The sequence below is a fragment of the Polaribacter sp. Z022 genome (assembly GCF_023555495.1).
Lineage (GTDB): Bacteria > Bacteroidota > Bacteroidia > Flavobacteriales > Flavobacteriaceae > Polaribacter.
Genome location: NZ_JALCZO010000002.1, coordinates 603,959 through 628,909, shown reverse-complemented (window position 1 = coordinate 628,909; position 24,951 = coordinate 603,959). Strand labels below are relative to the sequence as shown.

Here is a 24,951-nt window from a genome sequence, read left to right as displayed (position 1 = left end):
GATTTATTGAGGAAATTGATGAATTCTAGAATAAATTAATTTCTCTTTAGTATCGCTTTTAATTAAGGTTAATTCATTATTTGAAATAGAAAATTTATAAAACTTAAATTCTGGATTATCACCATAATTTACCATTTGAAGTTCTGGTTTATGTCCATGAATTTTATAAATTCCATATTCTTTTTTGTCAGTTTCACTTTGCAGTATATACCTATTATCCCAACTAATGTAAAGTGTTTTAGTTGAATTAATTTCTTCTGAATGGTTGTTTAAATTAACTTTTTTCAACTTCCACAAACCCATCAATTTATTACCTTCAGAAGTAGGTATTTTATCAATTCGTTCTAAAAATACGTTTACATTTTCACCTTCTTCCTCTCTACTCCAAGTCATAGTAGAGTTTTCTAATTTTACTTGAAAAGGTGCAGCATTATCTTCTAAACCATTTGTATTTTTTATCAAAAGTTGATTGCTTTTAAAACTCCAAGTTCCAACAGAATGTTGCAACCAGCCATTTCCAGAAGTTTGAGTAGAATCTGTATTAAATTTCATCCATCTAGAAATTGGTGTTATTTCTTTATTACCAACTTTAACTTTTTTAACAATCCAAAGTCCATCTATATTAGATACTTTTTGTTCTTTCTTAGAACAAGAAAAAGCCATTACAATTAAAAATAATGTTACTAATATTCTCATAATAGTGTTTTAATTTTCCTTCTTTTTATTAAAAGAACTTCTTTTTGCTTTTTTATCTTTTTCAGAAGCTATTTCACCATCTAAATAAAACTCCCACTTTCCTACTCTTTTTCCATCTTCATAATGGCCTGTTTCTTTTAAATCACCATTTAATTCAAAATACTTAGCCAATCCATTTGGTATTCCATTTTTATAAGTAATCTCTTCTATTAAAATTCCTTTGCTAGAATATTTACTAATAACTCCATGTTTTAAACCATTTTTATAAATAGCAAATTCTGTTACCTGACCATCTGGATAATAAATTAATTGCTCTCCTTCTAATTTTCCGTCTTTGTAATTTTCTTCAGACATTAAAGAACCATCTGCATAAAAATATTTCCAATTTCCTACTCGTTTTCTTCCATTTAAAACACCTTCAGTTTCAATTTTACCATTTAATGTATAAAACTGTACAAATAAAGAATCTGAATCTTGAAAAAAAGTTTTTATAATAACAGGAAATTTAGATTCTCTTATATCATAAAACTTAAAAACTCCAACTTCTTTTCCGTTTTTAAACTGACCAACATAACGTATTCTTTTGTTCGAATAATATTTTTTCCAAACACCAGTTCTTTTCTTATTTTTATCAAACTGATTTATTTTTTGAGAATTAACATCTTCACTTATAAAAAAACAAGCTAAAAAAGCTAAAACAAAAAACAGTCTTTTTATATTTATCATTTTAATAGAATTTTAAAACAAATATACATTAATAGTGCCAAAATCAAACTTACTATATATAACTGAAGAACTTAATAATCTTGGTACTGCTAAAAGAGATAACAGACAAAGAGTAGCTAATATTGTATTAGAAAATCCAGATTTATTTAAAGAGTTGGTAACCATTACTTTTGATGTTGATAACAAAACTTCTATTAAAGCATCTTGGGTATTAGAATGGATTTGTACACATCATCATTTAAATTGGATTTTACCACATTTAGACACTTTTACATCTCAGTTATATCATTTAAAATTTGATAGCGCAACAAGACCTTGTGCTAAAATTTGTGAACATTTAGCAGTTGCCTATTACTCTAAAAATGATAATGATGTAAAAAAAGCACTTACTGTAAAACATATAGATGCTATTGTAGAAGCTGGTTTTGATTGGTTAATTACTCCTCAAAAAATTGCAGTTAGAGCCTATACAATGAATGCTTTGTATTATTTTGGATTAGAAAAAGATTGGATTCATCCTGAATTAAAACACTTAATAGAAACTAAAATTATTCACGAAAGTAAAGGCTGTAAAGCTCGTGGTAAACATATTTTATTTTTGATAGAAAAACATCGAAAATCAAGATTATAAATCTGTTAAATTGACTATTTTTGCATTTCACAACACAATTAAAAAATGGAATTAACACAATTAAATGCCATCTCACCAATTGATGGACGTTACAGAGGTAAAATAACAAAATTAGCAGACTATTTTTCTGAAGAAGCTTTAATAAAATATAGAGTTAGAGTAGAAATTGAATATTTTATTGCTTTATGTGAAATTCCTTTACCACAATTAGCAGATTTTAATAAAGATTTATTTGACGATTTACGTAAAATATATACAGAATTTACTGCAGAAGATGCTCAAAAAATAAAAGATATTGAAAGCATTACAAATCATGATGTAAAAGCTGTTGAGTACTTTATTAAAGAAAAATTTGATGCTTTAGGTTTACAAAAAGATAAAGAATTTATTCATTTTGGATTGACTTCTCAAGATATAAACAATACAGCTGTTCCTTTATCTATTAAAGAAGCTATGAATGATGTTTATGTGCCTCATTATTTAGAAGTATTAGATAAATTACAAGAATTAGTTGTAGAATGGTCTGATATATCAATGCTTGCTAGAACTCATGGTCAACCAGCATCTCCTACAAGATTAGGTAAAGAAATAGAAGTTTTTGTTGTTCGTTTAAAAGAACAATTTAATTTATTAAATGACATACCAAGTGCTGCAAAATTTGGTGGTGCAACAGGTAATTATAATGCGCATAAAGTTGCGTATCCAAAAATAGATTGGAAAGAATTTGGAACTTCTTTTGTACAAGAAAAATTAGGATTACAACATTCTTTTCCAACTACTCAAATAGAACATTATGATCATATGGCTGCTTTGTTTGATACTTTAAAACGTATCAATACAATCATCATAGATTTAGATAGAGACTTCTGGACCTATGTTTCTATGGATTATTTTAAACAAAAAATTAAAAAAGGTGAAGTAGGTTCTTCTGCAATGCCACATAAAGTAAATCCTATAGATTTTGAAAATTCTGAAGGAAACTTAGGTATAGCAAATGCCATTTTTGAACACCTTTCTGCTAAATTACCTGTTTCTCGTTTACAACGTGATTTAACTGATAGTACAGTATTACGTAATGTTGGTGTACCTTTTGGACATACAATTATCTCTTTTACATCTACTTTAAAAGGTTTAAATAAATTATTAATAAACAAAGAAAAGTTTGAGCAAGATTTAGAAAATAATTGGGCTGTAGTTGCAGAAGCAATTCAAACTATTTTAAGAAGAGAAGCATATCCTAATCCTTATGAAGCTTTAAAAGGATTAACTAGAACTAACGAAAAAATCAACCAAGCATCTATTGCTAATTTTATTGATACGTTAGAAGTTTCTGATGCAATAAAAGAAGAATTAAAATACATTACTCCTGCAAATTATACTGGAATTTAATGAAAAAAATCATAGGAATACTTACAATAATTATAGTTTTAACTTCTTGTAATACAGAAATTAAAGACAATTCTAATCGTTTTAAAAAAGGAATTTTCGAAATTCCTGCTGGAGAAGGTTATGGTAAAACTACCATTACAAGAATAGACAGTTTACAAATTGAAGAATATGATAAAGTTGTAAGTATTTCTAATGATAGTGTTACCACTGAAAAAAAAGTGAAACATATAGATACTTTATACATAAAATGGAAAAATAATTTCTTTTATACTTTAAAAATGAAGTCTCCTAAAAAGAAGTTAGACAAAGACCCAATTTATGTTCAAATTACCAAAGTAACAGATAATTCTTATAGTTTTACAGCCAAAATTGGGTTTAGTAAATTTACCACAGATGGTACTATTTATAAGGTAAAATAAAATGGAAATTTTTCTTCAAGTAGATACATGGGTTGCTCTATTAACATTAACTTTCTTAGAAATTATACTAGGAATAGATAATATTATATTCATATCTATATCTGCAAATAAATTACCAGAAAACCAAGTAAGAAAAGCTACTCTTTTAGGGTTGGCTTTAGCTATGATTACTAGAATTATATTACTTTTTAGTGTTTCTTATTTAATTGCTTTAAAAGATCCTTTTTATACTATTAATACAAGTTGGCTAAAAACTGGTTTAACTGGTCAAAGTATAATTTTATTTTTAGGTGGAATATTCCTTTTATATAAAAGCACCAAAGAAATACGTGAAAAAGTAGAACACACTAATGAAGAAGAAGTAATAAAATCACCTAAAGTTGTTTCTTTTTCTAACGTAATTATTCAAATTATTTTAATTGATATCGTTTTTTCTTTTGATAGTATTTTAACTGCTGTTGGTATGACAAACGGAATTGATGGAGCTTTAATAATTATGGTAATTGCTGTAATTATTTCAATTTTAATTATGATGCTGTTTTCTAAACCTATCAGTAATTTTGTAAACAGAAATCCAACAATACAAATGTTAGCGCTTTCTTTTTTAATTTTAATTGGTTTTATGTTAATTACAGAAGGTGCACATTTATCGCATACAGAAATTTTTAACAAATCTGTAGGGGCTATTCCAAAAGGTTATTTGTACTTTGCCATCGCATTTTCATTAGGAGTTGAAATGTTAAATTTAAAAATTAGAAAAAAATAATTACTTGTTTAAAAAATTACTAAGCATATTTTTTCTTTTACTGTTGATGATACCAACATCAATAGAAATTATTCATGATTTAGAAAATCATGAACATTCTGTTTGTACTTCTGTTACAGAACACCATATACATAAACAACATTTAGATTGTGGTGAGTTTCATAAACAACTTACTATATTTTCTATGGATTTTACATCTAATTTTGATGTAATTCCTACTCATTTTTATACCTCAATTTTTGTTGATAAACCTCAAGTTATAAAAGAAGTTTGTCAGTCTACAAAACACTCTAGAGGACCACCAAATTTTACTATTTAAAATCGAATTGTCTTACAAAAGACAAGTAACATTTAGTAATTAGTAAAAATTAAAACATGAAAACATTTATAAAACTGCTATTTATAATAGCAGGATTTTCTGTGAATGCTCAAAACAGTATTTCCGGAAAAGTTACAGATATGGATAATAATGCCTTATCTGAAGTACAAATTTATGCACCAGAATTACATAAAGGTAGCACAACAAATAAAAATGGAACTTATATTTTAAACAATGTTCCTAGTGGAAAAATAAACTTAACTTTTTCATTTTTAGGATATAAAACAGTGATTAAAACTGTAAATATTACATCAGATTTAGAAGTTAATATTCAATTAAAAGAAACTCCTTTTGAAATGGATGAAATTATTGTTTCTACTCCATTTAATAAATTACAATCAGAAAATGTAATGAAAATAGAAAGGTTAACATCTAAGTCTATTAACAAACTTGGAGCTACAACTTTATCTGAAGGAATTACTAATATTCCAGGAGTTAGTCAAATTTCTACAGGGTCTTCTATTGGAAAACCTGTTATTAGGGGTTTAAGCGGAAATAGAGTTTTAGTTTACACTCAAGGAATAAGGTTAGAAAATCAACAATTTGGAGGTGAACATGGATTAGGAATTAATGATGCAGGAATTAGTAGTATTGAAGTTATAAAAGGACCAGCTTCTCTACTTTATGGTTCTGATGCTTTAGGTGGAGTTTTGTATTTAAACCCAGAAAAATTTGCCCAATTAAATTCTAGTAACATTAACTTAAATCAACGTTTTTTTAGCAACACACTTGGTACCAATACATCTTTAGGATATAAAAGTTCTAATAATAATTGGAAATTTTTAATTAGAGGAACTTATACTACTCATTCTGATTATGAAATACCAACTGAAGAAAAAGTAACAAATACTCGTTTTAATGAACAAGATTTTAAAACAGGAATTGGTTATTCTAAAAATAATTTTACATCAGAAGTTAGATATAATTACAATAAATCTAAATTGGGGTTAACAGAGGGAATTACTGAGCAAACATCTAGTAAAACGTTAACACTACCTTATCAAGAAATAGACAATCATGTTTTAAGTAGCCATAATCATTTCTTTTTTGGTAATTCTAAATTAGATATTGATTTAGGTTATACATTTAATGATAGACAAGAGTTTGAAGAACATGAAGAGCATCATGATGAAGACGAAGATGAACATGAAGAGGAACATGAGGAGGAACATGAGGAACATGAAGAAGCTGCTTTAAGAATGAAATTAAAAACATTTACTTATAATGCAAAATATCATTTTCCGAAACTAGGTAATGTAGAAATCTTAACAGGAATACAAGGTTTACATCAAACAAACACTAATTTTGGTGAAGAAATATTAATTCCAAATGCAACTGTTAAAGATTTTGGTATTTTTACAACTGCAAATTATAGTTGGAACAATAATACATTACAAGCAGGTATTAGATATGATAATAGAAATATTGATACAGAAAAACATGAAATAGAACATGAAGATGAAATACATGTTTTTGAACCTGTTAATGAAACTTACAATAGTTTTACTACTTCTTTAGGATTTAAAACTTCAATTACAAAAAACTTTACAACAAGAATTAATGTAGCTTCTGGTTTTAGAGCCCCTACTTTAGCAGAGTTAGCATCAAATGGTGTACATCATGGTACTAATAGATTTGAAAAAGGGAATAGTAATTTAAATTATGAAAAAAATACACAGTTAGATATTTCAATTGAATATAAAACAGATCATTTTGAGTTTTTTGCTAATGGTTTTTACAATCATATAAACGATTATATTTTTATAAGTCCAACTGGTGAAATTGAAGATGAAGAACCAGTTTTTTCTTACATTCAAGAGAATGCAAGATTATTTGGAGGTGAATTTGGAATGCATTTCCACCCACATCCTTTAGATTGGTTGCATTTAAAAAGTACATTTGAAACCGTAGTTGGTAAACAAGATAATGGAAATTATTTACCTTTAATTCCTGCAAATACTTGGAAAAATACTTTTAGATCAGAATTTAACATAGCTAATTGGTTGCAAAAAGGATATAGTTCTTTAACATTAGAAAGTACTTTTAAGCAAAATAATGTTGGAATCTATGAAACTGAATCACCAGGTTACAACATAATAAACTTAGGATTAGGAGGAGATATTACTTTAAAAAATATAAAGTTTAACGCTAATTTAAGCGCAAATAATATATTGAATAAAAAATATATAAATCATCTTTCTAGGTTAAAATCTGATGGAATTTTAAATCAAGGAAGAAATATTGTACTAGGAATTAATTTTAATATATAACATCAAAAAGAAGAGTTGCTAATTGCAACTCTTTTTTTTTAATGCACATATTTTGTCTTCTTAATTCTACTAATACTAAGAAAAGCAGCTAAGAAAAAAATAGCCAATGCTAATACACTAGATTGTATAGATAAAATTGAATTTAAAGCTCCAAAAGTAACCATACCAACAACTAAAGCTATTTTTTCTGTAACATCAAAAAAGCTAAAATAAGATGCATTATCTTCTGTTTTTGGTAATAATTTAGAATACGTAGACCTAGCCAATGATTGTATTGCTCCCATTACTAAACCAATTAAGCCTCCAAGAATGTAAAAATACATTTCTATATTAGGTGTATCTTTTGTGAGGTTAAAACCAATAAAACACACTAAACCCCAAATTGCTATTGTAATTTTTAATGTTTTAATATTTCCAATTTTATTAGAAAGTCTAGAAAAAATAAAAGCACCTAAAATACCAACAAATTGTACCAATAAAATTGTAGCTATTAAATTTAATGTTGCTAATCCTAAAATGGTTCCAAAAATACCTGCCATTAAAATAATAGTTTGCACACCAATACTTAATAAAAAGAATGAAATTAAAAATATTTTTAACTCTCTATAAGCAAATAATTCTTTTGCTACTTTTTGAATTTCTTTTAATCCTTTAGTAAAATAATTATCTTTAGGTAAAGATTGTTTTTCTTCATTTGGTAATTTTGCATACGTAATTTGTGCAAAACCTAACCACCATAAACCTACTAAAACAAAAGAAATTTGTGAACCAAATTGTTTATCATACATACCAAAAACTTTAGTTTCTATCAAAACCAAACATAAGAGTAACAATAAAATTGATCCTGAATAACCAAGCATAAATCCTTTAGCACTTACATTATCTTGTTGCTCTGGATGTGCAACTTCAGGCAAATAAGCATTATAAAAAACAATACTTCCCCAAAAACCAATACTAGCTAAAATTGTAAAAAGTATTCCTACCCAAAGCGTTTCTTTTCCCGTAAAAAAGAATAAACTCATTACAGACAAAGAACCCAATAAACAAAATCCTTTTAAAAATTTTTTCTTATTTCCAGCATAATCTGCAATACCAGATAACATTGGCGAAATTAAAGCTACAACTAAAAAAGAAAAAGCTAACGCATAATTATATAATGTAGTTGGCGTCCATAAAGTTCCTAAAAAAGAAATCTTTCCTTCTGCATTAGCAAAACCTTCAGAAGCAGTTAAACCTGCATAATAAATAGGAAAAACAGCAGTACTAATTACTAATGAATACACAGAATTTGCCCAATCATAAAATGCCCAAGCATTAATTAATTTTTTATCTCCAATTTTTAACATAGAATTTATTTTATAAAAAAACCGTTCAAAAAAATATTTTTTTTGAACGGTTACAATATAGGAAATCTATTCCTTTTTAATTTTTTATTTTACAATTCCTTTTGCATTATATTGAGCAGCATATTTTTTAGCTGTTGGTAAATACGTTTTTAAATCTTGTATTCTAGCTTCATTAGAAGGGTGTGTACTTAAAATTTCTGGTTGAGATTTCCCTTTAGATAAGTTACTCATTCTAACCCAAACCTCAGCAGCTTCTGTACCATTATAACCAGCCATTAACATAAAAACCAACCCTAACCTATCTGCTTCTTGTTCATGAACTCTACTAAATTTTAACATTCCTAAACCAGAACCAATACCAAATGCTGTATTCCAAATTGCTCTAGTTTTAGCATCTTTATTAGATGTACCTAATGCTACAGCAACACCTCCTAATTGTTGTAATTGCCCTTGAGACATTCTTTCTTGTCCATGTTTTGCAAAAGCATGAGCTACTTCATGCCCCATTACAGCAGCTACTCCATCTACATTTTTACAAATTGGCATTATACCTGTATAAAAAACTACCTTACCTCCTGGCATACACCAAGCATTTACAGTTTTATCTTCAATTAAATTAAATTCCCATTTGTAAGAATCTGCTTCTGTTACCATATTATTAGCTCTCATAAAACGATCTACAGCTGCAGAAATATTTTTACCAACTTCTTTAATCTGATTACTCATTGCTTTATTAGTAGACAATTTATTTTCTTCTAAAAAACCTTTGTATTGTGCAAAACTTGCTGGTAAAACTTGAGCATCACTTACAAAATTAACACGTTTTCTACCTGTAATTGGTACTGTACTACATTCTACAAAAAGGAAAGCTACAAAAACTAAAACAACTATTTTTTTCATCTATATTTATTTTTAATCACTATTTTTAAGACACAATATTATGCAAATTGTCACTATTATAATAAAATTTGCATCATATAAAACTACATATTCTAATTTTATCAAAAAAATAAAAGTAATTAGAAACTTTTATTTTGTAATTTCTTTAAATATTATTCGTCAAAAAAAAAAACATGCAATCTATTTAAATATGAAAAATATTTTCACTTTCGTAATTATTCTTTTTTTAATCAATTATTCTTGTAACTCACAAAATTCATCAATTAAAAATAAAATATATAAAATTGAAAAAACGGATGCTGAATGGAAAAAACAACTTACACCTTTAGAGTATAATGTTTTACGAGAAGCAGGAACAGAAAGAGCTTTTTCTAGTGAATTAAATCAAAATAAAAGGAAGGGAATTTATACTTGTAAAGCATGTGAAACTCCTCTATATAAATCTGAACATAAATATAATTCTGGTTCTGGATGGCCATCTTTTGATAGAGCAATTAAAGAGAATGTAGAATTAGATATAGATTATAAAATAGGGTATGCAAGAACAGAATTAAAATGCAATACTTGTGGTAGTCATTTAGGGCATTCTTTTGATGATGGACCACAAGAAACAACAGGGAAAAGACATTGTATAAATGGGGTTGCATTAAAATTTATTCCATATAAAGTAACTAAATAATAGGGTTGAAAATAGTATCTTTAAAGCCTTAAGTAGATTTTAAAGATGAAAAAAATAAAGTTTCCTAGTGCACAATCTGTTTTACTTTTAATTGCTGCTTTTGTAGCTTTGTTAACTTGGTGTATTCCTTCTGGACAATATGATAGATTAGCATATAATAAAGAAGAAAATTCATTTGTAAAAACCAGTTTAGAAAATTCTATTACTTTAGAAGCATCTCAAAAAACTTTAGATGGTTTAGGTGTTAAAATCCCTTTAGAAAAATTTACATCAGGAGCAATTTATAAAGCAATTAGTATTCCTGGAACCTATCAAAAATTAGAAGCAAGACCACAAGGTTTTAAAGAATTTATTTTAGCGCCTTTAAAAGGAATAATTGCAGTTGCAGATATTATAATTTTAGTTTTATTTATAGGAGGTTTGGTTGCCATTGTAAATTATACTGGTGCTTTTGAAGCAGGTATAACAAGACTGTCTAACTTACTTAAAGGAAAAGAATATATTTTAATTATTGCAGTAACTTCATTAATTGCATTAGGAGGAACTACATTTGGTTTAGCAGAAGAAACAATTGCCTTCTACCCTATTTTAATTCCAATTTTTATTGCAGCAAAATACGATGCAATTGTAGCTTTGGCTTGTATTTATATTGGTAGTACTATAGGTACAATGGTTTCTACTACAAATCCATTTAGTACTATAATAGCATCAAACTCTGCAGGAATAAATTGGACTACAGGTATAAATGGAAGAGTAATAATGCTTTTAACAGGATTAATAATCTGTATTGCATATATTATTAGATATGCTCAAAAAGTAAAAAAAGATCCTTCAAAATCTATTATTTATGATCAAAAAGATAGTATTGAAAAAATGTTTTCTTTTAAGACTTCTACAGAAAGCATCAACTTTACATTACAATTAAAGTTGGTCTTAACTATTTTTATTACTTGTTTTATAATAATGGTTTATGGTGTTGTAAATTTAGAATGGTGGTTTTTAGAAATGACAGGTGTTTTCTTTGTTGGTGCTGTTTTAATAGGTTTTATTTATAAAATAAATGAAACCGTTTTTGTAAATACTTTTATTAAAGGAGCTAATGAGTTATTAAGTGTTGCTTTTATAATTGGTTTAGCAAGAGGTGTTACTATTTTAATGGAAGATGGTTTAATAAGTGATACATTATTATATTATTCTAGTTCTTTTACTGATGGAATGAACAAGGGGCTTTTTATAAACTCTACAATGTTTGTGTATAGTGGATTGTCATTTTTTATTCCTTCTTCATCTGGTATGGCAGTTTTAACAATGCCTATAATGTCTCCTTTAGCAGATACTGTATCTTTAGGTAGAGAACATGTTGTAAATGCTTATCTTTTAGGAGTTGGTTTGTTTAGTTTTATAAACCCTACAGGTTTAATTTTAGCTTCATTAGCAATTGTTAATGTTGGATATAACAAATGGTTAAAATTTATAATTCCTTTGGTTATAATTTTAGCATTAGTATCTATATTATTTTTAACCATATCTGTTTATATTTAAATTACAATTCATTTATATATTATTAAATATCAATTTAAACACAATAATTTTTAAATTGGTATTTATAGTTATACTACTCTTTTAAAATTATGTATTCTGTTCTTTTATTTTTTAAATAATAAGTAGAATAAGAAATTTACCTATTGAGTTACCTTAGTATCTTATTTACATTTATAGTAGAACAAACAGCATCTATAAATGAAAAATTTCTCCCTATTATTTTTATTTATTTGTCATTGTTTTGCATACTCACAGCAATCAACAATAAAAAAGTACTCTGTACAAAGAGCAACTTTAACTTTTGTTGGATCTACTACAGTTTACACAAGTAACAATAAATACAATATTCAACAAAGTATTGGACAAACTGGAATAATTGGCATAAAAAAAGTTAAGCTAATAACAGTACAAGAAGGCTTTTTAAACAATAACATAAGTTTAAAATTAGACAATACAAATAAGGATTTCTTTAAAGAAACTTTAGACTTTGTAATATCTCCAAATCCTTTTATAGACTACATAAAAATTGATTTCGCTAAAAAAACTACCCATAATGTTTATATCAGAATTTTTGATATAAATGGAAAAGTACACGCTAATAAAAAATATAACCCAACAGACAAGATTTTAATTTCTATGAAAAATTATAGTCTAGGTACTTATTTGATTGAAATTCAAAGTGGAAAAATTTCATCAACTAATAAAATTTTAAAAGCAGAATAATTATATGTTAAAAATTAAAGCTAAATATAGATTCTTAATACTTTTTACTTTTCTTTTTTTAGAAGTAAATAGCCAACAAGTGTACTTAGAAACAGGTATAGAAAATGCTTACTTTAAAGATTATGTTAATAACAAAGGTGCAAACACCTTAAAATTAACGTATTATAAATTATTTGAGTTTTTTATAGAAAGTGGCTATAAATTAGACATTTATAAAAATCGATTAAAATGGGAATCTGGTATTAGTTATAATAAATATAAAATTATTACGGGTTTTACAACTGGTAAAGAGTGTGTTCCTTTAACATATAACTTAACTTCTTTTGGTTTAAAAACCGGATTTAATTTTGCTGTAATTAATGAACCTTTTTTTAAAATTCAAGTACACTCTCATCTTTCTCATGATTGGTTAATTACAGGTACAAATGCATACAATGATGTTGTAAATGACATTTTTAATGATAATACTTTCGATAAAACTTTTATTCGTTTTCATAAAGGTGTAAGTGTAGAATATATAATTTCAGATGAAATAGCTACTTACATAAGCTTTAGTACTGCAGATAGTTTTAGGGAATACAATCAAGACAGTAATGTAGAAGAAAAATATACTTTTCGTACAAATTCTATTTCATTTGGAATCTCATTTAGTATAAATAATTATAAAAACAGATGTCATGGAGGATTTTATTAAAAAAATTGGGCTTTATCTGTTTTTATTAACTAGTACAATTGTACTTAGTCAAACTCCTGGGTTTAATTATCAAGCATTAATTTTAAATAATGAAGAAATACAAATACCAGGAACAGATGTAACAGGAAATAGTATTCCTTTAGGTTCAGAAAATATTATTCTTCGTTTTACAATTACTAACGAAACAGGAATAGAATATGTAGAAGAACATAATATTATTACTGAAGAAAATGGAATGGTTTCTCTTATTGTTGGAGAAGGAACTCCAATAAACTTCACTTTTGGAGATATTATTTGGGATGGTAAACTAAAATATTTAAATGTAGAATTAAATATTCTTAGTAATGATGAAGGTTTTGTCTTTTTAGATTCTCAAAAGATATTATATATACCTCACAAAATTAATGGAGATAGAAATATTAAAATAGTAAATTCCTTAGAAGATCTAACACCACCTCATAATATAGGAGAATTAATTTGGCATACAAAATTCGGTAAAAATAGAAATCCTACTTTATTAATTTGGAACAACACAAATTGGGTACCTGTAAATGATGATTATGATAATTCTAATGAATTAGGACTTTTAGTTGTTACAGATGATTCTGCAAGAACTAAAAAGTTTCAAAATCCGGTTGTTGGAGATCAAGTTTGGAATAAAACATTAAAATGTATTGAAGTTTACGATGGTACAAATTGGGTTTCTATAACAACAAAAGTTTTAAACGGACTTCAACAAAAAGAGAACATCATAAAATTAGGAGGTAAATTAACAGAACCTACAAAAATTACAACCAACAATACAAACACATTAGCTATTGAGGGTTTACAAAACAGTGTTAATAATGAAGACTTAGTTGTTGTCATTGATAAAAATACAGGCGTTTTAAAAAAGAAAAACTTAATTCAAGTTTCTCAACAAAAACAAGTAGTAATTCTTGCTAAAGATGGACAACTTGAATTTACAATTCCTTTAAATTTTACAAATACAGAAAATATAGATGTATATAGAAATGGAGTTCTAATAAATTTTACAGCTATTAATAGTACAACTATAAAATTAGAACCAGAAGCTATATGTTATAAAAACGATAAAATTAGAATAGTACAATTATTCTAAACTTAATATAAACCCTTAAACCCTACAAAGTATGAGAAACAAAAAATGACGATTTATTAAAAAGTATAAACAAATTAAAAATTATAAAATGAAAAAATATATAAAATTAGTAGCTATTAGCATAATAATGATAATTAGTTATAACGTACAAGCACAACAAGTAACAGGAGATGCAACAGAAACAGATGGAACAACCAAAATAGGTAAAAAAGAAGATGTAAGTAAATCTTCTGTATTAAATGGAACCATTAGAGTTATTGACAATAAAGGAACTAAAAAATTCTTACAAGTTAAAAATGGTATAACACTGTTAACAGATACAACTACAGATGGTGGTATTATTTCTACTTGGCAATTAGGTGGTACTTTAACAGATAGTACTTACATAGATGCAACAAATAGAATATTTGCTTTAGATGGAATTAAATTATTGAGTCCTACATTAACTGCTGGTGAAGCAACAACTGCTGCTATAGCATCTACAGCTTCAGATGCAAGTTCTCATGGAGGTACTGGAACTGGTTGGACAGTTTTAATTAGAGATGAAGCTACAGGTGAAACAAAAAAATTATTAGCTACAAATTTAATTACTGCAGGTCGTGCAGAATTTTCTATAGCTGCAGATGGAAACCTTACAGTAACTGCAACAGGTTTAGCAATGGGAACCTCTATAAATAAAATTTCTGTATACAGAAATGGAGCAAAACTTAGAGCTTCTGTAGATTATTCACTTACTGCAGATGATACTATAACACTTAATGTAAGTGCTACAGCACCAAATGATTGGACTACTTATGCTGGTGATCTTATTGAAGTGCAATGGATTTACTAAATTAAAATACGAACCTACAAAAAGTTATGTTTTTATGTTTAATCATATAATTTATTTAGGAGAGTTAATTAATATACAAATTCACTCTCCTAAATTATATGTTTTTTAATCACATTAATTTTTTATTTATAAGATTAAATAAAGAACAATGTTTTATAAAGGAATCTTAAAAATTCTAATATTGATTCTGTGTGCAAATAGCATACAAATAAGTTTTGCACAAAAAGTAAGAATCATAGATAATAAAGGAACCTTAAAAACAATTATAAATAATAAAGTTACAACTTCAGAAACTGCTCCAGAAACTGCATTATTAGGTGATATTTGGTTTGACAATACAATTATAGATAAAATTAAAACCAAAATTTACGATGGTACAAATTGGAAACTAGTTAATACTAAAGTTGAGTTGTTATTAGATTTAACTAATTCTCAAAAACTAGCTTTAATTCTACCAACAGAAACAAGTACATCAGAAATAACAACTCCTACAGATGGAATGTTACTTTATAGTTCTGGAAATAACAATGCCTATTTAAGATCAGAAAATACATGGAAACCTATTGCTTATAATTCTGTAAAGAACGAACTCATTTTTGATGGTGATGATGATGCAGATTCTTCTAACGATAATTATAGATATGTATCATTAATTGTTAATGGTAATTGGAAAGTAATTCGTTACAATAAAAATGATATAAATGTAGAAGATGTTGCTACTATAAATAACAATCCTAGTCAATCCACACAACCTACAAGTTTAGCTGTTTGTGCTAGTTTAACGTATTAATTTATAAAACATTAAAATGAAAAAAAGATTACTTACATTTTTGTTTTTTACAGTTACATTGTATGTACAAGCTACATTTACATTAACAAGTTCTACAACTATAACACAAACAAATACTGATTTAGATTTATCAGGATTGGTAGGAATTTCTGGTGTTAATATTGTTCAAGTTGGTTTAGGCACAGATTCAGAATATACTATTTATAGTATTGGTAATAGACAATTAATTATTAATGGAAATCTTACTATAGATGCTTCAAAAGAAATTTTAATAATTGGTGTTTCTGCTCCAAGAAGTATTGTAAAAGTAAATGGAACTTTAAATATAGAAGATTTTGAAACTATTAATGGTTTTACATCCTATTTACAAAGAACTGCAATTAGAACAACTTTTGATAGAAATGACTGTTGTGCAAATTTTTCATTAGATGTAAGTGATTCTGGTACTTTTAATATGCAAGGTGGTGGAATTGAATGTTCATCTTCAATAAAATTTTACACAAATTCTACAGTAAATATTCAAGATGGAAGAATAGAATTATTAGCTACCCCACATCCACAATATCAAATAAGACAATTTTCTAATAACTTAACAGCAGTCAATTTTAAAATGGTAAAATATGCAATGACTATGATTGGATCTCCAATTAAATTTGATGGCTACACTCCTACTATTGCAGATGAAGGAATTAGTTTTAGCGTTAATTCTCCTAACACAGAATATACTCTAAGAGATTATTCTGGAGGTGGAAGAGGAAATAGATTAGACTTGGGTCTTTGGCAGTATAAAAAAGGGAAAATTATAAATTCTGCTAGTGGTACAAATTTAATTATACAAGAACATTTAATTGGTAATGGAAATTCTACAGGTACTTGGCAAATAACAAAAGAAATAGAACCTACAATTATAGATGATAATGGTTTACCAATACAAAATGCAAAAATGTTTATTAGAGATACCAATAACAATCAAAGAGTTAATGGTAATGGTTATACTTTTTCTGATGACAGAACTTACTTTAAAACATCAAATTCTAGTGGATTAATTTCTACAACAGAAATACTTACTGGTGTTGTTAATCATTTAAATACTGGAACCGTAGTTTTTGATAGAAGAAGTAAAAACAACAATACAGATGATGAATTTGATATTTATTTTTATCATTATAACAAAGTACTAACAAAATCTATTCAAAAATTAAAAGGAACTAGTAAATTAACTTACGATTGGACAATGTTTGAAGATACAAGTATTACAGAAAAAGATGTTGCTGTAGTTGCTGGTTATACTTCAATAGAAAATCTTGGTCAATTATATGATTATGCAAAATATTGGAAACAAATAAATCAAACCAATTTAGAAATACCAAGTATTAATAAATTACTAATGATAAACGAAAATTCTTTGTTAGATATTGGCGATTATAATTTAGTGGTAGATGCAGCAGCAAACTCAATTTTTACAGTAAACACAGATACCAAAACCATTACAATAAAATCTAACACATTAGTTACTACAAATAAATTTAAAGGCATTAAAACAACTGCAAATATTACAGTTAGCAATGGTGCTACATTAGAACATGGTTATATTGATAGTAATGGTGTAAACAAGTTTGTACATTTAAGATGGAATCAAGGAACAACAAACGATGTAGCAATAATAAATAAAGACGACCTTTCTAAAATTTATTTTTCGTCACCAGAAACTACACTTTTTAAATGTCATTTTTTAGTACCAAGTACAGTACCTACAAACGGAATTGAAATTCATGTAGATATATTATCTGAAGGTCCTAATTTATTTAAAGAAATAATACCAGAAGAAGATATAAATTATGTAAGACTAGATATTGATTTAATTGATTTAGGTACAGAACTAAATCAGCAAGAAATATTAAAAATTACAGAACGATTATTAGTAAAAATTGAAGCAATTAATAGTTCTCTTAACTATACTACCCCTCCAACTTTAATAATAAATGAAACTATAACCAATAGTTTAGGTGATGCTACTTTAGAAAACCAAGAAACTATTATATTGATTTTAAAAAGATTATTAAGTAAAGTTACAGCAACAAGACAAGCTGTAAAAACAGAATAAGCTAGTGTAACTTAAGAAATTAAGTTAGTATAATATTTTTTTGTATTTTTCAAAATATATCAATTAAGAATGACAAAAGAAGAAATAGCAGATTTACTAGAAAAAAAACATCAAATATTATTTAATTGGCTAAACAATCAACCCAAAAACAATTGGGAAAAAGGACCAGATAATAAATGGACAGTAGGACAACAAATACTGCATTTAGTAAATAGTTTACATGCTTTAAACAAAGCTTTAAGTTATCCTAGGTTTTTTCTAAAATACAAATTTGGTTTATGTAATAGAGAACCAAGAAATTATAAAACTATAGTAAATAAGTACGAAGAAAAATTACTTAAAAACACAGATAGAGCAAGAGTTTTTAATCAAAATTTAAAAAAACCTTTACTAAAAGATAGAGAGCGTTTATTAACAAAATTGCAAATTCAAAATAAAAAATTACAATATAAGCTTCATAAAATTAGCGATGTAAATTTAGATACGCTTGTTATTCCTCATCCTTTAATGGGTAAAATGACCCTTAGAGAAATTATAATGTGGACTGCTCATCATACAGAACATCATACAGAAACATTAATGATGACTTATAGCGAAAATTAAAAGGGTTTTTAATTATGAATAAAATAATATCAAAACCTCATCTTTTTTTCTTTGGATTGGTTCCAATATTTATAATCATTAGTTTATTTAGTAATGACAATGCATTTACTATCAGCATAGAAGCAACATATTTTGTTATTCCTTACTTTCCTTTTTTTATTTTCTCAGCAATTTATTTTACAATGATAGGTATCAATTATTTTTCTTTAGTTTGGGCAGATAAACCACCTAAAAAATGGCTTACTACTATTCATATTTTACTTCAAGTATTAGCTATAATTTTATTATTTACACCAAATATTTTAAGTTCTTTTAGTAAATATTCAAACTCAATAATTGTTATTTCTTTTTTAATTTTCTTGCTCTCTGCATTTATACATTTAATAAACTTCTTTACTTCTCTATTATTAAAGACAGAATAAGTAAAAAACTATTCTAATCACTTTACAAATCATCTCTAATTCTTATATTTGTGCTTCCTAAAAAAGAACACAATTTATGTTTAATAATTTAAGTGAAAAATTAGATAAAGCCTTACACACCTTAAAAGGTCATGGTAAAATTACTGAAGTAAATGTTGCAGAAACGCTAAAAGAAGTAAGAAGAGCGTTACTAAATGCCGATGTTAACTTTAAAATTGCCAAAGAATTCACTAAAAGAGTTCAAACAAAAGCCATAGGTCAAGATGTATTAACTACATTAAACCCTGGTCAATTAATGGTAAAATTAGTTAAAGATGAATTAACTGATTTAATGGGTGGAGAAACTGTAGGTGTTAACCTTGCTGGGTCTCCAACAGTAATATTAATGTCTGGTTTACAAGGTTCTGGTAAAACAACTTTTTCAGGAAAATTAGCAAACTTTTTAAAAAATAAAAAGTCTAAACAAGTATTATTAGTTGGTTGTGATGTTTATAGACCTGCAGCCATTAATCAATTACAAGTTGTTGGAGAGCAAATTGGTGTAGAAGTTTATGCAGAAGTTGGTAATAACAATCCTGTAGAAATTTCTCAGAATGCCATAAAACATGCAAAAGCTAATGGAAAAAATGTAGTTATTATTGATACAGCTGGTCGTTTAGCAGTTGATGAAGAAATGATGACAGAAATTTCTAATATTCATAAAGCTGTTACCCCACAAGAAACTTTATTTGTTGTAGATTCTATGACAGGTCAAGATGCTGTTAATACTGCAAAAGCCTTTAATGACATCTTAAATTTTGATGGAGTTGTTCTAACAAAATTAGATGGTGATACACGTGGTGGAGCTGCATTATCTATTAAATCTGTTGTAGACAAACCAATTAAATTTATTGGTACTGGAGAAAAAATGGATGCTATAGATATTTTCCATCCAGATAGAATGGCAGATCGTATTCTTGGAATGGGAGATGTTGTTTCTTTAGTAGAAAGAGCACAAGATCAATATGATGAAGAAGAAGCTAGAAAACTACAAAAGAAAATTGCTAAAAATCAATTTGGTTTTGATGACTTTTTAAGTCAGATTCAACAAATTAAAAAGATGGGAAGCATGAAAGACTTAGTTGGTATGATTCCTGGTGCTGGTAAAGCAATGAAAGATGTAGATATAGATGATGATGCTTTTAAAGGAATTGAAGCAATTATTCATTCTATGACACCATTAGAAAGAAGTACACCAACAAGTATAAATGCAAGTAGAAAGAAAAGAATAGCAAAAGGTTCTGGAACATCTATTCAAGAGGTTAATCAATTAATGAAACAATTTAACCAAATGAGCAAAATGATGAAAATGATGCAAGGTGGTGGTGGCCGAAAAATGATGCAAATGATGAAAGGAATGCAATAAAAATTAAAAAGAAAGATAAACGCACGTTTATCTTTTTTTTATTCTATAAAACAACACATAACAACAAAATGATTTTATTAGACGGAAAAAAAACTTCTGCAGAAATTAAAGAAGAAATTGCTTTAGAAGTTAGAGATTTAAAAGATAGAGGTAACAAAACACCACACTTAGCTGCAGTAATTGTAGGTAATGATGGTGCAAGTATTACTTATGTTAATGCTAAAGTAAAAGCTTGCGAAAGAGTTGGTTTTGAATCTACTTTATTAAGGTTACCAGAAGAAACAACAGAAGAAGAATTGTTAAATGAAATTGCAATTCTTAATATAGATAAAGATATAGATGGTTTTATTGTTCAACTTCCATTACCAAAACATATAGATGAACAAAAAGTATTAATGGCTATAGATCCAGATAAAGATGTAGATGGTTTTCACCCAACTAACGTTGGAAAAATGGCGTTAAACTTACCTACATTTATCTCTGCTACTCCTTTCGGAATTTTAGAATTGTTAGAAAGATATAATGTTGAAACTTCTGGAAAACATGTTGTTGTTTTAGGAAGAAGTCATATTGTAGGAAGCCCAATGAGTATTTTATTAGCGCAAAAAAGAAAAGTTGGTAATGCCACAGTAACTATGTGCCATAGTAGAACTAAAAACTTAAAAGAAATTACTTTACAAGCAGATATTGTTATTGCTGCTATTGGAATTCCTGAGTTTTTAAAAGCAGATATGGTTAAAGATAATGTAACAGTTATTGATGTAGGAATTACACGTTTACCAGATTCTAGCAAAAAAAGCGGATTTAGATTGGTTGGTGATGTTGCTTTTGAAGAGGTTGCTAAAAAATCTGATTTTATTACACCTGTTCCTGGTGGAGTTGGACCAATGACTATTGCAATGTTATTAAAAAACACTTTATTAGCTTGCCAAAGAAATAGCTAGTATTCAGTAATAAATATTTTACAATAAAACGAGTTAATTTTTAATTAGCTCGTTTTTTTTATATTGCAGAAATAACAAAATACAATTGAACGACTTTTTCTTAAAAAACAATTCTGATTTTACTCCTTTTTCATTACAACATTTACTTGTAGTTTTTTGTTGTTTTATTTTAGGAACATTATTAATTAATTGGGCTAAAAAACAATCAATTAAAAAACAAGATAGAATTGGAAATATATTTGCTTTTTCTATTTCTTTAATGGTTGTTTTTGGTACTTATATTAATGTTATTAAAGATGGTTACCATGCAGAAACAGATTTACCTCTTCATTTGTGCAATTTTATGGCTTTATTATTACCTTTTATTTCGGTTTCTAAAAAGCACATTTATTACGAAGTTTTACTGTTTTTAATACTTGCAGGCACTATGCATTCTTTAATAACACCTACAGAATATAGTTTTTTAAACTTTGCTTTTTTTAGATATTGGTATGTGCATGCAGGTTTAATTGCTTTTATGATGTATGCTACATTTGTTTATAAAATGAGACCTACTTTAAAAAGTGTTTTTAAAGCTTTTATAGGAATGCAAGCATATATGTTACTTATGTTTGTTGTAAACAGTTTTCTTGGATCAAATTATTTTTACACAAATAGAAAACCAAATGGCGCTACTTTATTAGACGTTTTTGGTGATTGGCCTAATTATATTTTTATAGTAGAATTAATTGTAATTCCTTACTTTTTAATTTTATACTTACCTTTTTATTTAACAAGAAAAAAGGTTTAATCTTCTTCTCTATTTACCAAATCTATAGAAAAAGCAGGTAAACAAATTGCTAAATAATCACAAGGTTCTTTAAAGGGATTAGAGTATTGTACTCTGGTATGTTTTTCAATTTTTATAGATTGTCCTGCTTCTAAAACAACAGTTTCTCCTTCTATTATAAATTGCTTTTTACCTTTAATTATATAAGTATATTCATCAAACTCTGGAGTTTGAAAAGGCTCACTCCAACCAGATGGTGCATTCATATGAGCAATACTTATTTGAGAATTATTATCTGTAGCATTGCCAAAATGCTCTTCTATTAATTTTCCATCTGTTGTTGGTACTATAAATGGAGCTTTCTGAATTGAATATTTTTTCTTCATACTAATTGGTTTTGCGTAAGCGATTGAAATGGCATCCTTTTTATGCTAAAAACACTTATTAAATAAAATAGCAAATTTGTATTTATTAGATAAGTGTTTTTTAGAATACTGAACTTTTACAGCATAAAAAGATATAATGGAAAGCGCGGTTTTGTTTTAAAATAAAACGAACAAAATACGCCCTAATTAAACCAAACTACAAACGATTTCATTTTAGCTAAATCAGGAATTTGTTCTTTAGATACTTTTTGAGTATTAAATTCTTTTAATCCTAATTCTTCATTGTCTATAGTAATAGTTGTGTTTAAATTGTCTAAAAACAACGTTGCAGATCTTAATGTAGATTCTACTCTATTAATGTTGTTGTTGGCATTAATTTCTGAAAAACTAGAGTTTAATGTAATGCCAGATTCTGTTTTAAAACGTACATCATGTATTTCTACACTTTTTATAGTTGATGTAGAATCTAACTGCTCTTTAGGCATTATTTTTAACAGTAACTTACCTCCTTTTTCATAAATAAAATACTCATCATCTTCTTGAAAATAATTTTCTCCTTGAGCACCTTCGCTTAAATTACTTACAATAGAATCGTTTTTAAAAATTGTATTTAATTCTTGTATGGTTGTTTTTGTTGTTAATGCTCCTACTTTTCCTTTTTCTATTTTAAATTTATTACTGTTACTACAGCTAACGATTAATAATGAAAATGCAATTAATAGTAGTGGTAAGATATTTTTTTTAATCATTTTATTGGTTTTGTTCGTTATTTAAACGTTCTTTTTTGTGATTTGTTATTTCAATACTTTTTTTAAGATTCCGAAAGCTGCTCTAATAAAAGTTGCACTTGTTAAAACTTTTACTATTGGGTTTTGTCTTGTACTTCTTCTTCTAGATGAAGTTCTAGATGCTTTTGCTTCTCTTTGTCTTTCTTTCTCTTTTTCTTTTGCTCTTTTTTCTCTTTCTTTTTTATCTGCTGCTTGTTTTATGGCTTTTTCTTCTGCTTTATTAATTTTATCAATTTTAGAATTTAGCAACTCATAAGCACTATCTCTATCTAAATTTTCATTGTATTTGTAATATAAACGAGAGTTGTTTATTACATTTTTTAATTCTTTGTCTGTAAGAATATCCATTCTACTCATTGGAGCACGTAACATGGTTCTTGCTAGTGGAGTTGGAATTCCTTTTTCGTTTAAAACAGATACAAATGCTTCTCCTATACCTAATTGTGTTAATACTTCTTTGGTATCATAATACTCAGAATCTGGATAGTTTTCTGCTGCTAACTTAATAGCTTTTCTATCTTTTGCAGTAAATGCTCTTAACGCATGTTGTACTTTTAAACCTAATTGTGCTAAAATATCTTCTGGCACATCTTTAGGGTTTTGTGTTACAAAGTACAGCCCTATACCTTTAGAACGTATTAACTTTACAATACTTTCTATCTGACTTAATAATGCTTTTGAGGCTTGCTCAAAAACTAAGTGAGCTTCATCTATAAAAATAATTAGCTCTGGTTTATCACTATCTCCTTGTTCTGGAAAAGTTTCATAAACTTCGGCTAATAGTTGCAGCATAAATGTAGAAAACAACTTTGGTTTGTCTTGTATATCTGTTAAACGTAAAACAGAAATAATTCCTTTTCCATCTTCATCTACTCTAGTTAAATCTTCTACATCAAAAGATTTTTCTCCAAAAAACAAATCGCCACCTTGTTGTTCTATTTCAATAATTTTACGCAAAATTGCACCTGTACTTGCTGTAGAAATTCTTCCATATTCATTCTGAATTTCTTCTTTACCTTCATTGGTTACAAACTGTAAAACTTTTTTAAAATCTTTTATATCTAAAAGTGGTAATTTATTGTCATCACAATATTTAAAAATAATAGCAACAATTCCACTTTGAGTTTCTGTTAAATCTAAAATTCTTGATAATAAAACAGGTCCGAATTCTGAAATAGTTGCACGTAATCTTGTTCCATCTTGTTCAGAAATTGTAAGAACTTCTATTGGGAATTTTTTAGCTGTAAAAGGAAAACCAATTTTTGTATGACGTTCGTCTATTTTTGCATGCCCAGGACTTGCTTTTGCTAAACCAGATAAATCTCCTTTAATATCCATTAATAAAACAGGAACTCCTTTATCTGATAAGTTTTCTGCTAATACTTGTAACGTTTTAGTTTTACCAGTACCTGTTGCACCAGCAATTAAACCATGTCTGTTTAAAGTTTTTAAAGGAACTTTTACAATAGCATTTGTAATAGTTTCTTCGCCTAACATGGCTGCTCCTAACTCTAAAAAATCTCCTTTGGTTTTATAACCGTTATTAATGTATTCAAAAAATTCTTCCTTCTGACTCATCCTTCTTAAATTTTGATAAAAATAATCAAAGTTTAAGAGTTGTAAAATTA

General features: G+C 27.1%; 26 protein-coding genes. 19 read left to right on the top strand and 7 right to left on the bottom strand.

Annotated features, from left to right (window positions below; genetic code table 11):
- Window positions 1–3: 3 nt before the first annotated feature.
- Together MPF13_RS06585 and MPF13_RS06580 are read right to left on the bottom strand one after the other, a co-directional pair.
- Window positions 4–696 carry a hypothetical protein gene (locus MPF13_RS06585; RefSeq protein ID WP_249981556.1) on the bottom strand — a complete coding sequence of 231 codons (693 nt, stop codon included), beginning with the start codon at window positions 694–696 and terminating at the stop codon, window positions 4–6.
- Between the two features lie 9 nt (window positions 697–705).
- Window positions 706–1,422, bottom strand: a complete 717-nt coding sequence (locus MPF13_RS06580) for a toxin-antitoxin system YwqK family antitoxin (RefSeq protein WP_249981555.1) — start codon at window positions 1,420–1,422, stop codon at window positions 706–708.
- A gap of 34 nt (window positions 1,423–1,456) precedes the next feature.
- Here MPF13_RS06580 and MPF13_RS06575 point away from each other — a divergent pair, with 34 nt between their 5' ends.
- From MPF13_RS06575 to MPF13_RS06550, 6 genes are read left to right on the top strand one after another with little or no spacing between them, the layout of a single operon-like run.
- Window positions 1,457–2,053 carry a HEAT-like fold family protein gene (locus tag MPF13_RS06575; RefSeq protein WP_249981554.1) on the top strand — a complete coding sequence of 199 codons (597 nt, stop codon included), beginning with the start codon at window positions 1,457–1,459 and terminating at the stop codon, window positions 2,051–2,053.
- Between the two features lie 45 nt (window positions 2,054–2,098).
- Window positions 2,099–3,442: an adenylosuccinate lyase gene (purB, locus tag MPF13_RS06570; RefSeq protein WP_249981553.1), complete on the top strand. Its 1,344-nt coding sequence runs from the start codon at window positions 2,099–2,101 to the stop codon at window positions 3,440–3,442.
- Window positions 3,442–3,861, top strand: coding sequence for a lipoprotein (locus MPF13_RS06565; protein WP_249981552.1), 420 nt, complete (start codon window positions 3,442–3,444; stop codon window positions 3,859–3,861). The genes purB and MPF13_RS06565 overlap by 1 nt, the downstream gene beginning before the upstream one ends.
- A 1-nt stretch (window position 3,862) precedes the next feature.
- The gene (locus MPF13_RS06560) at window positions 3,863–4,627 is read left to right on the top strand and encodes a TerC family protein (RefSeq protein WP_249981551.1); all 765 of its coding nucleotides are present in this window, start codon (window positions 3,863–3,865) and stop codon (window positions 4,625–4,627) included.
- A 46-nt stretch (window positions 4,628–4,673) separates the two neighbouring features.
- Window positions 4,674–4,946 (top strand): hypothetical protein, encoded by a 273-nt coding sequence (locus MPF13_RS06555; protein ID WP_249981550.1) that lies wholly within the window; start codon window positions 4,674–4,676, stop codon window positions 4,944–4,946.
- 56 nt (window positions 4,947–5,002) lie between these two features.
- Window positions 5,003–7,276 carry a TonB-dependent receptor gene (locus MPF13_RS06550; protein ID WP_249981549.1) on the top strand — a complete coding sequence of 758 codons (2,274 nt, stop codon included), beginning with the start codon at window positions 5,003–5,005 and terminating at the stop codon, window positions 7,274–7,276.
- Window positions 7,277–7,314: 38 nt separating this feature from the next.
- On the opposite strand, the gene MPF13_RS06545 is transcribed toward MPF13_RS06550, so the two are convergent.
- Together MPF13_RS06545 and MPF13_RS06540 are read right to left on the bottom strand one after the other, a co-directional pair.
- A complete protein-coding gene (locus MPF13_RS06545; protein ID WP_249981548.1) occupies window positions 7,315–8,622 on the bottom strand; it encodes an MFS transporter in 1,308 nt (435 codons plus the stop codon).
- A gap of 84 nt (window positions 8,623–8,706) precedes the next feature.
- Window positions 8,707–9,522 (bottom strand): M48 family metallopeptidase, encoded by an 816-nt coding sequence (locus MPF13_RS06540; protein ID WP_249981547.1) that lies wholly within the window; start codon window positions 9,520–9,522, stop codon window positions 8,707–8,709.
- Window positions 9,523–9,712: 190 nt separating this feature from the next.
- On the opposite strand from MPF13_RS06540, the gene msrB reads away from it, so the two are divergent.
- From msrB to MPF13_RS06475, 13 genes are all read left to right on the top strand, one after another.
- Window positions 9,713–10,201, top strand: a complete 489-nt coding sequence (gene msrB / locus MPF13_RS06535; protein ID WP_249981546.1) for a peptide-methionine (R)-S-oxide reductase MsrB — start codon at window positions 9,713–9,715, stop codon at window positions 10,199–10,201.
- Between the two features lie 45 nt (window positions 10,202–10,246).
- Window positions 10,247–11,743, top strand: a complete 1,497-nt coding sequence (locus tag MPF13_RS06530) for a YfcC family protein (protein ID WP_249981545.1) — start codon at window positions 10,247–10,249, stop codon at window positions 11,741–11,743.
- A 198-nt stretch (window positions 11,744–11,941) separates the two neighbouring features.
- Complete coding sequence (locus MPF13_RS06525) at window positions 11,942–12,466, top strand: T9SS type A sorting domain-containing protein (RefSeq protein WP_249981544.1); 525 nt, start codon at window positions 11,942–11,944, stop codon at window positions 12,464–12,466.
- Window positions 12,467–12,470: 4 nt separating this feature from the next.
- Complete coding sequence (locus MPF13_RS06520) at window positions 12,471–13,160, top strand: hypothetical protein (RefSeq protein ID WP_249981543.1); 690 nt, start codon at window positions 12,471–12,473, stop codon at window positions 13,158–13,160.
- Window positions 13,144–14,280: a hypothetical protein gene (locus MPF13_RS06515; protein ID WP_249981542.1), complete on the top strand. Its 1,137-nt coding sequence runs from the start codon at window positions 13,144–13,146 to the stop codon at window positions 14,278–14,280. Before MPF13_RS06520 ends, MPF13_RS06515 begins: the two co-directional genes overlap by 17 nt.
- An 88-nt stretch (window positions 14,281–14,368) precedes the next feature.
- A complete protein-coding gene (locus MPF13_RS06510) occupies window positions 14,369–15,112 on the top strand; it encodes a hypothetical protein (protein ID WP_249981541.1) in 744 nt (247 codons plus the stop codon).
- A 148-nt stretch (window positions 15,113–15,260) separates the two neighbouring features.
- Window positions 15,261–15,902, top strand: coding sequence for a hypothetical protein (locus tag MPF13_RS06505; RefSeq protein WP_249981540.1), 642 nt, complete (start codon window positions 15,261–15,263; stop codon window positions 15,900–15,902).
- A gap of 16 nt (window positions 15,903–15,918) precedes the next feature.
- Window positions 15,919–18,006 (top strand): hypothetical protein, encoded by a 2,088-nt coding sequence (locus tag MPF13_RS06500; protein ID WP_249981539.1) that lies wholly within the window; start codon window positions 15,919–15,921, stop codon window positions 18,004–18,006.
- Between the two features lie 69 nt (window positions 18,007–18,075).
- On the top strand, window positions 18,076–18,609 hold the full coding sequence (locus MPF13_RS06495; RefSeq protein WP_249981538.1) for a DinB family protein: 534 nt from the start codon (window positions 18,076–18,078) through the stop codon (window positions 18,607–18,609).
- Window positions 18,610–18,623: 14 nt separating this feature from the next.
- Window positions 18,624–19,031, top strand: a complete 408-nt coding sequence (locus MPF13_RS06490) for a hypothetical protein (RefSeq protein ID WP_249981537.1) — start codon at window positions 18,624–18,626, stop codon at window positions 19,029–19,031.
- A 76-nt stretch (window positions 19,032–19,107) separates the two neighbouring features.
- Entirely contained in the window at window positions 19,108–20,436 is a 1,329-nt protein-coding gene (gene ffh, locus MPF13_RS06485) for a signal recognition particle protein (RefSeq protein WP_249981536.1), read from the top strand.
- Between the two features lie 68 nt (window positions 20,437–20,504).
- Window positions 20,505–21,380 (top strand): bifunctional methylenetetrahydrofolate dehydrogenase/methenyltetrahydrofolate cyclohydrolase FolD, encoded by an 876-nt coding sequence (folD, locus tag MPF13_RS06480; RefSeq protein ID WP_249981535.1) that lies wholly within the window; start codon window positions 20,505–20,507, stop codon window positions 21,378–21,380.
- Window positions 21,381–21,465: 85 nt separating this feature from the next.
- Window positions 21,466–22,170 carry a YwaF family protein gene (locus tag MPF13_RS06475; RefSeq protein WP_249981534.1) on the top strand — a complete coding sequence of 235 codons (705 nt, stop codon included), beginning with the start codon at window positions 21,466–21,468 and terminating at the stop codon, window positions 22,168–22,170.
- Here MPF13_RS06475 and MPF13_RS06470 read toward each other — a convergent pair.
- The 3 genes from MPF13_RS06470 to MPF13_RS06460 form a co-directional block, all read right to left on the bottom strand.
- A complete protein-coding gene (locus tag MPF13_RS06470; protein ID WP_249981533.1) occupies window positions 22,167–22,535 on the bottom strand; it encodes a cupin domain-containing protein in 369 nt (122 codons plus the stop codon). The genes MPF13_RS06475 and MPF13_RS06470 overlap by 4 nt on opposite strands.
- A gap of 182 nt (window positions 22,536–22,717) precedes the next feature.
- Window positions 22,718–23,284, bottom strand: a complete 567-nt coding sequence (locus tag MPF13_RS06465; protein ID WP_249981532.1) for a hypothetical protein — start codon at window positions 23,282–23,284, stop codon at window positions 22,718–22,720.
- Window positions 23,285–23,329: 45 nt separating this feature from the next.
- The gene (locus tag MPF13_RS06460; RefSeq protein ID WP_249981531.1) at window positions 23,330–24,901 is read right to left on the bottom strand and encodes a helicase HerA-like domain-containing protein; all 1,572 of its coding nucleotides are present in this window, start codon (window positions 24,899–24,901) and stop codon (window positions 23,330–23,332) included.
- Between the last annotated feature and the right edge of the window lie 50 nt (window positions 24,902–24,951).